The organism is Arthrobacter sp. Hiyo1, assembly GCF_001263615.2.
GTDB lineage: Bacteria > Actinomycetota > Actinomycetes > Actinomycetales > Micrococcaceae > Arthrobacter.
Genome location: NZ_DF952468.1, coordinates 292,451 through 305,916, shown reverse-complemented (window position 1 = coordinate 305,916; position 13,466 = coordinate 292,451). Strand labels below are relative to the sequence as shown.

Genomic DNA, 13,466 nt, shown 5'->3' with positions numbered 1-13,466 from the left:
GCTCCGCGGCGGGCCTCGGCGTCGCGCACCCTGCAAGGTGGCCGGCCAGATAGCCTGAGCGATACTGCCTGACGGAATTGTCTGCAAGCCGTTCGGCAGCACGTTCGGCAAGCCAACGCCCTTTCGATTTCCCTGAGGAATACGACACCGAAGCAGTGACCAGGACAAAAACCATTACGAGGATAGTGCCAAAAAAGCCAGACATTCCTGCTCTCCTGTCCATGGGCGACGAAGCCGCACGGCCTGCGGATCCGCAAAGTCACGGATCCACACTTCGTCATTAATCCATTCGATAGATAAACCATAGCAAAGAAGAACCCCGCCACGATAGTGACGGGGTTCTTCTTTGCTTTGCTACCGGACGCCAGGCGTCCGATCCTCCACCGATCTACAAGTAGAAACTACTTGATGATCTTGGTAACACGTCCCGAACCAACGGTGCGGCCACCTTCACGGATTGCGAAGCCGAGGCCCTCTTCCATAGCGATCGGCTGGATGAGCTCAACGGTCATCTCAGTGTTGTCGCCAGGCATAACCATTTCCGTGCCTTCCGGCAGGGTGATAACGCCGGTTACGTCCGTGGTACGGAAGTAGAACTGCGGGCGGTAGTTCGAGTAGAACGGGTTGTGACGTCCGCCTTCGTCCTTGGAAAGGATGTAGACGTTGGCCTCGAAGTCGGTGTGCGGGGTGATGGAACCCGGCTTGACGACAACCTGGCCACGCTCGACGTCGTCGCGCTTCAGACCGCGGAGCAGGAGGCCACAGTTCTCGCCGGCCCATGCTTCGTCGAGCTGCTTGTGGAACATCTCGATACCGGTAACGGTGGTCTTCTGGACCGGACGGATACCAACGATTTCAACTTCCGAGTTGATCGCGAGGGTACCGCGCTCGGCGCGACCCGTAACAACGGTGCCACGACCGGTGATCGTGAAGACGTCTTCGATCGGCATCAGGAACGGCTTGTCGCGGTCACGAACGGGGTCCGGAACCGAGTTGTCGACAGCTTCCATGAGGTCCTCGACGGACTTGACCCAAACCGGGTCGCCTTCGAGTGCCTTGAGGCCGGAAACGCGGACAACGGGAGCGTCGTCGCCATCGAAGCCCTGAGCGCTGAGCAGCTCGCGAACTTCCATTTCAACGAGGTCGAGAAGCTCTTCGTCGTCGACCATGTCGGACTTGTTCAGCGCGACCAGCAGGTAGGGAACACCAACCTGGCGGGCGAGCAGAACGTGCTCGCGGGTCTGAGCCATCGGGCCGTCAGTGGCGGCAACCACGAGGATCGCACCGTCCATCTGGGCAGCACCGGTGATCATGTTCTTGATGTAGTCAGCGTGACCCGGAGCGTCTACGTGTGCGTAGTGGCGCTTCTCGGTCTGGTACTCAACGTGGGAGATGTTGATGGTAATACCACGCTGGCGCTCTTCCGGAGCAGAGTCAATCGACGCGAAGTCGCGCTGCTCGTTGAGAGTGGGGTACTTGTCGTACAGCACCTTGGAAATGGCGGCAGTCAGCGTCGTCTTACCGTGGTCAACGTGACCAATGGTGCCGATGTTGACGTGCGGCTTAGTCCGCTCGAACTTTGCCTTTGCCACAGGTTCCTCCTAGAACGATTTCAAGTGAGTTGCTCCTCGGCCGCGCTTTTCGCGGCAGAAACTCCAGCAAGTCTACTTGGGGGCTTTGGATTTGGTGAAATTGCAGATTCAGGGACCAATGTTGGTACCTGGAGTCTGTTCGCGCAAGGACCGGACTGCGGCCTGGGCTACAGCCCGGCGCCTGCGCTGAATGCTTTCCCGGAACGGGCCAACATCCTGGTTTATCCGTCGGTGATTACTCGCCGCGGTTCTTCTGGATGATCTCGTCGGCAACTGCCTTCGGGACCTCGGCGTAGCTGTTGAACGTCATGGAGTACACAGCACGGCCCTGAGTCTTCGAACGCAGGTCACCGATGTAGCCGAACATGCCGGACAGCGGAACGTGCGCACGGATCACCTTGACGCCAGCGGCGTCTTCCATGGACTGCATCTGGCCACGGCGGGAGTTCAGGTCACCGATTACTTCACCCATGTATTCCTCAGGGGTGCGGACCTCAACATCCATCAGCGGTTCGAGCAGAACCGGGTTCGCCTTGCGTGCGGCTTCCTTGAAAGCCATACGGCCGGCGATCTTGAACGCCATTTCCGAGGAGTCAACATCGTGGTACGCGCCGTCAATCAGCGTGGCCTTGATGCCGACAACCGGGTAGCCTGCCAGGACGCCGTCGTTGAGTGCATCCTGGATGCCCGCGTCAACGGACGGGATGTACTCGCGGGGCACGCGGCCACCGGTGACCTTGTTCTCGAACGCGTAGAGCTCGCCGTCGGCGGTGTCCATCGGCTCGATAGCGATCTGGATCTTTGCGAACTGACCCGAACCACCGGTCTGCTTCTTGTGCGTATAGTCGTGACGCTCTACAGCGCGCTTGATGGTTTCGCGGTAAGCAACCTGCGGCTTGCCGACGTTTGCCTCGACCTTGAATTCGCGGCGCATGCGGTCCACCAGGATGTCCAGGTGGAGCTCGCCCATGCCGGCGATGATGGTCTGACCGGTGTCTTCGTTGAGGGAGACCTGGAAGGTCGGGTCCTCAGCGGAGAGCTTCTGGATGGCCGTGGAGAGCTTCTCCTGGTCACCCTTGGTGTTCGGCTCGATGGCAACCGAGATCACGGGCTCCGGGAAGCTCATGGACTCGAGGACGATCTGGTTGTTGGCGTCGCACAGGGTGTCGCCCGTGGTGGTGTCCTTCAGACCGATTGCTGCGTAGATGTGGCCCGCGGTAGCGCCTTCAACAGGCATTTCCTTGTTGGCGTGCATCTGGAACAGCTTGCCGATGCGCTCCTTCTTGCCCTTGGTGGAGTTGACCACCTGGGCGCCTGCTTCCACGTGACCGGAGTACACGCGGATGAAGGTGAGCTGACCGAAGAACGGGTGCGCCGCAATCTTGAACGCGAGGGCCGAGAACGGCTCCTCGGCGGAAGGCTTGCGGGTGAGCTCCTTCTCTTCGTCGCGCGGGTCGTGACCGACCATGGGCGGGACGTCGAGCGGGTTCGGCAGGAAGTCAACAACAGCATCCAGCATCGGCTGTACGCCGCGGTTCTTGAAGGCAGAACCACAGAGAACCGGGTAGAGCTCGGAGTTGATGGTCATCTTGCGGATGCCGGCCTTGAGCTCCTCGACAGTGAGTTCTTCACCGTCGAGGTACTTCTCCATGAGTTCCTCGGAAGCCTCGGCAACAGTCTCAACGAGCTGTGCACGGTATTCCTCAGCCTTGGCCTGGAGATCGGCGGGGATCTCCTGGACCTCGTACTTGGCACCCATGGTGACGTCACCCTTGGCATCGCCCGGCCACACCAGTGCGCGCATCTCAAGGAGATCCACGACGCCGATGAAGTCGTTCTCTGCACCGATGGGCAGCTGGAGAACCAGCGGCTTGGCGCCGAGGCGGCTGATGATGGTGTCTACGGTGAAGTAGAAGTCAGCGCCGAGCTTGTCCATCTTGTTGACGAAGCAGATACGCGGCACGTTGTACTTGTCGGCCTGGCGCCAAACAGTCTCGGACTGCGGCTCAACGCCTTCCTTGCCATCGAAGACAGCAACGGCGCCGTCGAGGACGCGCAGCGAGCGCTCGACCTCAACCGTGAAGTCCACGTGGCCCGGGGTGTCAATGATGTTGATCTGGTTCTTGTCCCAGAAGCAGGTCACGGCGGCAGACGTGATGGTGATGCCGCGTTCCTTTTCCTGTTCCATCCAGTCAGTCGTCGAAGCACCGTCGTGCGTTTCGCCGATCTTGTGGTTCACACCCGTGTAGAACAGGATGCGCTCGGTGGTGGTGGTCTTGCCGGCATCGATGTGGGCCATGATGCCGATGTTGCGGACCTTGCTAAGGTCGGTAAGCACGTCCTGTGCCACGGTGTCTCCCTTTCGGATGGACTACACGTTCGCCGCCAGCTCAGGGAGCCGGCGGCGTACGGGAAGTTTTACCAGCGGTAGTGTGCGAAGGCCTTGTTCGACTCGGCCATCTTGTGGGTGTCTTCGCGACGCTTCACAGCGGCACCGAGACCGTTGGACGCATCCAGGATTTCGTTCTGGAGGCGCTCGGTCATCGTCTTCTCGCGGCGGGCCTTGGAGTAGCCAACCAGCCAGCGGAGAGCGAGGGCGGTGGAGCGGCCCGGCTTGACCTCAACGGGAACCTGGTAGGTTGCGCCACCGACACGGCGGGAGCGGACCTCGAGGGAAGGCTTGACGTTGTCCATGGCCTTCTTGAGGGCGGCGACGGGGTCGCCACCGGACTTGGCGCGTGCACCTTCGAGTGCGCCGTAAACGATGCGCTCTGCGGTGGACTTCTTGCCGTCGATCAGAACCTTGTTGATCAGCTGGGTGACCAACGGGGAACCGTAAACGGGATCGGAAACTAGCGGCCGCTTCGGGGCCGGACCCTTGCGAGGCATATTACTTCTTCTCCATCTTTGCGCCGTAGCGGCTGCGGGCCTGCTTGCGGTTCTTGACACCCTGGGTATCGAGGGCACCACGGACGATCTTGTAACGGACACCCGGAAGGTCCTTCACACGACCACCACGGACCAGCACGATGGAGTGCTCCTGGAGGTTGTGGCCAACACCGGGGATGTAGGCGGTAACTTCAACGCCACCGTTGAGGCGGACACGAGCAACCTTACGGAGAGCCGAGTTCGGCTTCTTCGGGGTGGTCGTGTAAACGCGGGTGCAAACACCGCGGCGCATCGGGCTGCCCTTAAGCGCGGGAGCCTTGGTCTTGGAGACCTTCGGCGTGCGGCCCTTGCGGACCAGCTGGTTAATCGTAGGCACTTTCGTGTTCTCCGTTGGTTGATCTCTGCTCCGCGCCCAGGCGTTGGCCTGTGTTTGCGTGAGAGCTTTGGCGTTGTCCATGCGACCCTGGCCCGAAGACCGGTGGGCGTGCAAAAGTGCGGCATTCGTTGCGCACGTAGCCCGCAACCCGGAAACAGGCTCCACCCAACATCATGAGAACAAAACCGAAATGATGCTGCGGCGGCCTTCATCCACTGCCACACAGAACAATTACCAAAATTCTAGCATGGCTTGATCTGAGGCCTTAATCGGGTGTAGAGGGGTGAACCACGACGGCGGGTGCCGGCCGTCGTCGTCGGGCGCTTAACGGGAAGGACCCCGCACTCAGTGAGTACGGGTCCTTGCGTTTCAGACTTCTCAGCGGAAGTCGTTGCCGAGATCGTAGTCATCCAGCGGGATGGCGTGGAACTCGGGAGCTCCGTCGCCGCCCAGGGCGTCATACGAGAAGTCGGTGAAGGCGCTCGGGCCCGTGAACAGGCTCGCCTTTGCTTCTTCAGTCGGCTCCACGGTGACCTCGGTGTAACGGGGCAAACCCGTACCGGCCGGGATGAGCTTACCGATGATGACGTTCTCCTTGAGGCCGAGCAACGGGTCGCTCTTGCCTTCCATGGCCGCCTGCGTCAGAACGCGGGTGGTCTCCTGGAAGGAAGCGGCCGACAGCCAGGACTCAGTTGCCAGAGATGCCTTGGTGATACCCATCAGTTCCGGACGGCCGGAAGCCGGGGTACGGCCTTCGGACACCACGCGACGGTTCTCGTCTTCGAAGCGGCTGCGCTCAGCGAGCTCGCCCGGAAGCAGATCGGAGTCGCCGGATTCGATGACGGTCACGCGGCGCAGCATCTGACGGACGATGACTTCCACGTGCTTGTCGTGGATGCCGATGCCCTGGCTGCGGTAAACGCCCTGGACCTCGTCCACCAGGAACTTCTGGGCGGCACGCGGACCCATGATGCGCAGAACCTGCTTCGGGTCCACAGGACCGTTGATCAGCTTCTGGCCGACGCTGACGTGCTCGCCATCCTCGATGAGGAGGCGGGAACGGCGCAGCACCGGGTAGGCGATCTCCTCGGAACCATCGTCCGGGGTGATGATGAGGCGCATCTGGCGCTCGGACTCCTCGATGGCGATGCGGCCGGCTGCTTCAGCAATCGGTGCAACACCCTTCGGAGTACGGGCTTCGAAGAGCTCCTGGATACGGGGCAGACCCTGGGTGATGTCGTCGCCACCGCTGGCGGAAACAGCACCACCGGTGTGGAACGTACGCATGGTCAGCTGGGTACCGGGTTCACCGATGGACTGTGCGGCGATGATGCCGACGGCCTCTCCGATGTCAACGGTCTTGCCAGTGGCCAGCGAACGGCCGTAGCAGAGCGCACAGGTACCGACCTTGGACTCACACGTGAGCACGGAACGGACCTTGACCTCGGTGATGCCGGCTGCGAGCAGCTCGGCAATGACGACGTCGCCGCAGTCGGTGCCGGCAGCTGCCAGCACAGCACCCTTGGAGTCGACGACGTCGACGGCGAGGGTACGTGCGTAGGCGCTGTTCTCGACGTTCTCGTCAAGGACCAGCTCACCGTTGGAGTCCGGCACGGCGATTGCGGTCATGAGACCACGCTCGGTGCCACAGTCCTCTTCACGGACGATGACGTCCTGCGAAACGTCCACCAGACGACGGGTCAGGTAACCCGAGTTGGCGGTACGCAGCGCGGTGTCGGCGAGACCCTTACGTGCACCGTGCGTGGCGATGAAGTATTCCAGCACCGACAGGCCCTCGCGGTACGAGGACTTGATCGGACGCGGGATGATCTCACCCTTCGGGTTGGCCACAAGACCACGGATACCCGCGATCTGGCGGACCTGCATCCAGTTACCACGTGCACCGGAGGACACCATGCGGTTGATGGTGTTCATCGGGGACAGGCTGTCACGCATCGCCTGGGCGATTTCGTTGGTGGCCTTGTTCCAGATCTCGATCAGTTCCTGGCGACGCTCGTCGTCGTCGATCAGGCCCTTGTCGTACTGGCCCTGGATCTTGGCAGCCATGGTCTCGTAACCGGCAAGGATGGCCGGCTTGGAGGTGGGCACCTCGATGTCGGAGATTGCCACGGTGACGCCCGAGCGGGTTGCCCAGTAGAAACCGGCGTCCTTCAGGTTGTCCAGCGTTGCAGCCGTGACAACCTTCGGGTAGCGCTCTGCGAGGTCGTTGACGATACGGGAAAGCTCGCCCTTGTCGGCAACAGCCTCAACCCACGGGTAGTCCTCCGGCAGGGTCTCGTTGAAGAGAACCTGGCCGAGGGAGGTCTGGACCAGTGCGGTCTGACCCGGCTCCCAACCTTCCGGAGCTTCCCAGCCGGCGTAAGGCACAAAGCCCTCAAGGCGGATCTTGACCTGGGAGTTCAGGTGCAGCTCGCGGGCATCGTAGGCCATGATGGCTTCCGAAACCGAGGAGAAGATACGGCCTTCGCCTGCGGAACCAACGCGCTTGGTGGTCAGGTGGTACAGACCGATGATCATGTCCTGCGAAGGCAGGGTCACCGGACGGCCATCTGACGGCTTCAAGATGTTGTTGGAGGACAGCATCAGGATCCGGGCTTCAGCCTGCGCTTCGGGGCTCAGCGGCAGGTGGACTGCCATCTGGTCACCGTCGAAGTCGGCGTTGAAGGCGCCACACACCAGCGGGTGAAGCTGGATGGCCTTGCCTTCAACAAGCTGCGGCTCGAATGCCTGGATGCCGAGGCGGTGCAGGGTAGGTGCACGGTTGAGCAGCACCGGGTGTTCGGTGATGATCTCTTCCAGCACGTCCCAGACCTGCGGGCGGTAACGCTCGACCATGCGCTTTGCCGACTTGATGTTCTGCGCGTGGTTGAGGTCAACCAGGCGCTTCATCACGAACGGCTTGAAGAGCTCCAGGGCCATCTGCTTGGGCAGACCACACTGGTGCAGCTTCAGCTGCGGACCGACGACGATGACCGAACGGCCGGAGTAGTCGACGCGCTTGCCGAGGAGGTTCTGGCGGAAACGGCCCTGCTTGCCCTTGAGCATGTCGCTCAGGGACTTCAGCGGACGGTTGCCCGGACCCGTGACGGGACGGCCGCGACGGCCGTTGTCGAAGAGGCTGTCAACAGCTTCCTGAAGCATGCGCTTCTCGTTGTTGACGATGATCTCCGGAGCGCCGAGGTCAAGCAGTCGCTTGAGTCGGTTGTTGCGGTTGATCACACGGCGGTACAGGTCGTTGAGGTCGGAGGTCGCGAAGCGGCCACCGTCCAGCTGGACCATCGGGCGCAGTTCCGGCGGGATCACCGGGACGGCGTCCAGCACCATGCCAAGCGGGCTGTTGTTGGTGGTCAGGAAAGCGTTGACAACCTTCAGGCGCTTGAGGGCACGCGTCTTGCGCTGGCCCTTGCCGTTCTGGATGGTGTCGCGGAGGGACTCCGACTCTGCCTGCATGTCGAAGTTCTCAAGACGCTTCTTGATGGCTTCGGCACCCATGGAGCCTTCGAAGTACATGCCGTAACGGTCGCGCAGTTCGCGGTACAGGCCTTCGTCACCCTCGAGGTCGGCGACCTTCAGGTTCTTGAAGCGGTCCCAGACCTGCTCGAGGCGCTCGATCTCAGCATCCGCGCGCTTGCGGACGTTGGCCATCTGGCGGTCCGCGGAGTCGCGGGCCTTCTTCTTGTCCGCAGCCTTGGCGCCTTCACCTTCGAGGCGGGCAAGCTCGTCCTCAAGGTCGCGGGCAATCGTGGCGATGTCACTGTCGCGGTTGTCGACGAGCTGCTTCTTCTCGAGGTCGTGCTCCACCTGAAGGTTCGGCAGTTCCGCGTGACGGCTCTCGGTGTCGACGCTCGTAATCATGTAGGCAGCGAAGTAGATGACCTTTTCAAGGTCCTTCGGTGCCAGGTCAAGGAGGTAGCCCAAACGGGAGGGAACACCCTTGAAGTACCAGATGTGCGTGACGGGAGCGGCCAGCTCGATGTGGCCCATGCGCTCGCGGCGCACCTTGGCGCGGGTGACTTCAACGCCACAACGCTCGCAGATGATGCCCTTGAAGCGCACGCGCTTGTACTTGCCGCAGTAGCATTCCCAGTCCCGGGACGCCGAAGATCTTCTCGCAGAAGAGGCCGTCCTTCTCGGGCTTGAGCGTGCGGTAGTTGATAGTTTCCGGCTTCTTGACCTCACCGTAAGACCAGCCGCGGATGTCTTCCGCGGTGGCGAGGCCGATCTGCATGAGGCCGAAGGAGGATTCGCTGGACATATGGTCCCTGTTCTCTCTTGTTCTCTAAATTCTGAAGTCTTGGGTTTACGGAAAGAGGCAGCAGCCTTGGCTGGCGGTCTGCACCGCCAGCCAGAGCGGCTGTTTAGACCTCTTCTACGGAGCTGGGCTCTGCGCGAGACAGATCGATGCCCAGTTCTTCCGCAGCCGTAAAGACTGCGTCATCAGAGTCACGCATTTCGATCGTCGTACCATCCGTGGAAAGGACTTCCACGTTCAGGCACAGCGACTGCATTTCCTTGATCAAGACCTTGAAGGATTCCGGAACGCCAGGCTCGGGGATGTTCTCGCCCTTGACGATGGCTTCGTAGACCTTCACGCGGCCGTGGATATCGTCCGACTTGATCGTCAGCAGTTCCTGGAGGGTGTAGGCAGCGCCGTATGCTTCGAGCGCCCACACTTCCATTTCACCGAAGCGCTGGCCACCGAACTGAGCCTTACCACCCAGCGGCTGCTGCGTGATCATGGAGTACGGGCCGGTGGAGCGTGCGTGGATCTTGTCGTCCACCAGGTGGTGGAGCTTCAGGATGTACATGTAGCCCACGGAGATCGGGTCCGGGAACGGCTCGCCGGAGCGGCCGTCGAACAGACGGGTCTTGCCGGAGGAGTCGATCAGGCGGTCGCCGTCGCGGGTCACGTTGGTGGAATCCAGCAGACCTGTGATTTCCTCTTCGCGTGCACCGTCGAACACCGGGGTGGCAACGGTCGTCTGGCCGGTTTCACGAGGCAGGTTCGGGAGGTTCTTGACCCACTCCGGCTCGCCTTCGATCTTCCAACCGGTCTTGGCAACCCATCCAAGGTGCGTTTCGAGCACCTGGCCGACGTTCATACGACCCGGAACACCCAGGGGGTTCAGGACGATGTCCACAGGGGTACCGTCGGCAAGGAACGGCATGTCTTCGATCGGCAGGATCTTGGAGATGACGCCCTTGTTACCGTGGCGGCCGGCGAGCTTGTCGCCGTCGGTGATCTTGCGCTTGGCGGCAACGTAGACGCGGACCAGCTGGTTGACGCCCGGGGGCAGCTCGTCGTCGTTGTCGCGGTCGAAGACGCGCACGCCGATAACCGTGCCGGACTCACCGTGGGGAACCTTCAGGGAGGTGTCACGCACTTCGCGGGACTTCTCGCCGAAGATCGCGCGGAGGAGGCGCTCTTCCGGAGTCAGTTCGGTTTCACCCTTCGGGGTGACCTTTCCGACCAGGATGTCGCCGGCTTCAACCTCGGCACCAATGTGGATGATGCCGCGCTCGTCCAGTCCTGCGAGGACTTCCTCGGACACGTTGGGGATGTCACGGGTGATTTCCTCGGCACCAAGCTTGGTGTCGCGGGCATCGATCTCGTGCTCCTCGATGTGGATGGAGGAAAGGACGTCCTCAGCGACGATGCGCTGCGACAGGATGATGGCGTCCTCGAAGTTGTGGCCTTCCCAGGACATGAATGCCACGAGAAGGTTCTTGCCGAGGGCGAGCTCACCCTGGTCCGTTGCCGGGCCGTCAGCGATGATGCCGCCGACTTCGAGGCGCTGGCCTTCGTTGACCAGGACACGGTGGTTGTAGCAGTTGCCCTGGTTGGAACGGGCGAACTTGTTGATGCGGTAGCTGGTTTCCGTGCCGTCGTCGTTAAGCATGGTGACGAGGTCAGCGGAAACTTCGTTGACGACACCGGCCTTCTTCGCGATGACGACGTCACCGGCGTCGACGGCGGCAGCGCGCTCCATGCCGGTACCCACGAACGGGGCCTCGGAACGGACCAGCGGCACAGCCTGGCGCTGCATGTTGGCACCCATGAGTGCGCGGTTTGCATCGTCATGCTCGAGGAACGGAATCAGGGCGGTAGCTACGGACACCATCTGGCGCGGGGAAACGTCCATGAACTGAACTTCGCCGGCCGGAACCAGAACGGGCTCGCCTCCACCACCACGGGCACGGACAAGCACGGTCTCTTCCGCGAACTTCTTGTCGGCATCCAGCGGTGCGTTGGCCTGTGCAATCAGGACTTCGGCTTCGTCGTCGGCGGTGAGGTACTGGACCTCATCGGAAACGACGCCCTCGGACACCAGGCGGTACGGAGTCTCGATGAAACCGAACGGGTTGATGCGGCCGTAGGAAGCCAGCGAACCGATCAGGCCGATGTTCGGGCCTTCAGGAGTTTCAATGGGGCACATACGTCCGTAGTGGGACGGGTGAACGTCTCGGACTTCCATGCCTGCGCGGTCACGGGACAGACCACCCGGGCCAAGGGCCGACAGGCGGCGCTTGTGGGTCAGACCCGACAACGGGTTGTTCTGGTCCATGAACTGGGACAGCTGGGACGTTCCGAAGAACTCCTTGATGGCTGCCACAACAGGGCGGATGTTGATCAGGGTCTGCGGCGTGATCGCTTCGACGTCCTGCGTGGTCATGCGTTCGCGGACGACGCGCTCCATGCGGGACAGGCCGGTGCGGACCTGGTTTTCGATCAGTTCACCGACAGCGCGGATGCGACGGTTGCCGAAGTGGTCGATGTCATCGATCTCGACGCGGAGCTCGTGGTCTTCGCCATCGCGCTTGCCCATGAGGGTCTTCTCGCCGGCGTGGAGCGCGACGAGGAACTTGATCATGGCCACGATGTCTTCAACGTGCAGGACCGAAGCTTCCTTGTCGCCAAGGGAGCGGTCGATGCCGAGCTTGCGGTTGATCTTGTAACGGCCAACCTTGGCCAGATCGTAGCGCTTGGCGTTGAAGTACAGGTTGTCCAGCAGGGACTGGGCAGCCTCGACGGTGGGCGGCTCGCCCGGACGCAGCTTGCGGTAGATGTCCAGCAGGGCGTCTTCGCGGGTTTCGGTGGCGTCCTTCTCCAGCGTTGCGCGCATGGAGTCGTACTGGCCGAACTCTTCGAGGATCTGGCCTTCGGTCCAGCCGAGGGCCTTCAGCAGAACGGTGACCGACTGCTTGCGCTTGCGGTCGAGGCGTACGCCGACCTGGTCGCGCTTGTCGATTTCGAGTTCGAACCATGCACCGCGGGACGGGATGATCTTTGCAGTGAAGATGTCCTTGTCACTGGTCTTGTCTGCGGTGCGCTCAAAGTAGGCGCCCGGCGAACGGACCAGCTGGGAGACGACGACACGCTCGGTGCCGTTGACGACGAACGTTCCCTTCTCGGTCATGAGAGGGAAATCGCCCATGAACACGGTCTGCTGCTTGATTTCACCCGTGTTGTTGTTCATGAACTCGGCCTTGACATACAGCGGTGCCGAGTAAGTGGCGTCACGGTCTTTGCATTCGGCCATGGTGTACTTCGGATCAGCGAACTCCGGCTCGGAGAAGCTCAGGGACATGGTGCCCTGGAAGTCCTCGATGGGGGAGATCTCTTCGAAGATGTCGGCAAGTCCGGAGGTGGTGGCGACGCTCAGGTCGCCTTCCTCGACAGCCTTCGCTACCCGCGACTGCCAGCGTTCGTTTCCGACCAGCCAGTCAAAGCTGTCTGTCTGCAGTGCGAGCAGATTCGGAACGTCCAGCGGTTCGTGAATCTTTGCGAATGAGAGCCGGCGAGTTGCACCATCGGTGCTTGCCGTATTAGCGGTTTCGTTATTAGAGGTGCTCGAGGCGACCAAGAGGGATCCTTCCACAGACCTTCAGGCGTTTTCAGATCTCCCCCGCTTGCACCCTGCAGATTGAATCCGCAGTGTACCTTTCCGGTTCCGCTATATGACCCGGGACCCCGGCTGACCAAGACCATGCTCGTTCTTAACGGCACGTCGATGGCGCAGCTGAGAGGTAAAGCCCACCGCTATATGAAGGCTGAAGGTTAACAGGGAAGACGCAAATATCCACAATACGGCAAATCAACCCACCTGTCTACCCCACATCCCGCCTGAATGCAAGCACCGTTGCCGCAGGCACCTATGCGGCAACGGCCTCTTGCTGGCGCGGGCGGAATGTTGATCCAGGCTCCATTGTTGAATGGAGAGGTGATCTACGCCACGGTAACCTAGGCTCACCACCCTTGATCGGAAGAGAGAAAATGGGCACCCCCTCAGACACAACGGACAACAACAACGACGTTGTCATCCTTTCCGCCAGCCGTACCCCACAGGGACGGTTGAACGGGCAACTGGCCGGGCTCACCGCCGTCGAGCTCGGCGCTCACGCCATTTCAGGCGCCATTGCGGCGAGCGGGCTCACCGCGGACAAAGTGGACGCAGTGATCATGGGGCAGGTCCTGCAGGCAGGCGCCGGCCAGAATCCGGCCCGGCAAAGCGCCATCGCCGCCGGCATCGGCTGGAACATCCCCGCCGTCACCATCAACAAGGTCTGCCTCTCCGGACTGACCGCCG

General features: G+C 61.5%; 5 protein-coding genes and 2 pseudogenes. 1 reads left to right on the top strand and 6 read right to left on the bottom strand.

Translation table 11 applies throughout. From position 1 onward, the window contains the following. Positions 1-401: 401 nt before the first annotated feature. The 6 genes and pseudogenes from tuf to rpoB all read right to left on the bottom strand — a co-directional run bounded on the left by tuf (position 402) and on the right by rpoB (position 12,743). Positions 402-1,592: an elongation factor Tu gene (gene tuf, locus AHiyo1_RS01275; protein WP_059387357.1), complete on the bottom strand. Its 1,191-nt coding sequence runs from the start codon at positions 1,590-1,592 to the stop codon at positions 402-404. 235 nt (positions 1,593-1,827) lie between these two features. Then, the gene (fusA, locus tag AHiyo1_RS01270) at positions 1,828-3,942 is read right to left on the bottom strand and encodes an elongation factor G (RefSeq protein WP_059387356.1); all 2,115 of its coding nucleotides are present in this window, start codon (positions 3,940-3,942) and stop codon (positions 1,828-1,830) included. Positions 3,943-4,010: 68 nt separating this feature from the next. Next, positions 4,011-4,481 (bottom strand): 30S ribosomal protein S7, encoded by a 471-nt coding sequence (rpsG, locus tag AHiyo1_RS01265; RefSeq protein WP_059387355.1) that lies wholly within the window; start codon positions 4,479-4,481, stop codon positions 4,011-4,013. Between the two features lies 1 nt (position 4,482). Beyond that, positions 4,483-4,857, bottom strand: coding sequence for a 30S ribosomal protein S12 (gene rpsL / locus AHiyo1_RS01260; protein WP_009358312.1), 375 nt, complete (start codon positions 4,855-4,857; stop codon positions 4,483-4,485). Between the two features lie 378 nt (positions 4,858-5,235). Continuing rightward, positions 5,236-9,133 (bottom strand): annotated as a pseudogene (locus AHiyo1_RS01255) (DNA-directed RNA polymerase subunit beta'). A gap of 103 nt (positions 9,134-9,236) precedes the next feature. Beyond that, entirely contained in the window at positions 9,237-12,743 is a 3,507-nt protein-coding gene (gene rpoB / locus AHiyo1_RS01250; RefSeq protein WP_059387358.1) for a DNA-directed RNA polymerase subunit beta, read from the bottom strand. A 410-nt stretch (positions 12,744-13,153) separates the two neighbouring features. Here rpoB and AHiyo1_RS01245 point away from each other — a divergent pair. Further along, positions 13,154-13,466: pseudogene (locus AHiyo1_RS01245) on the top strand (acetyl-CoA C-acyltransferase); the annotation flags it as partial.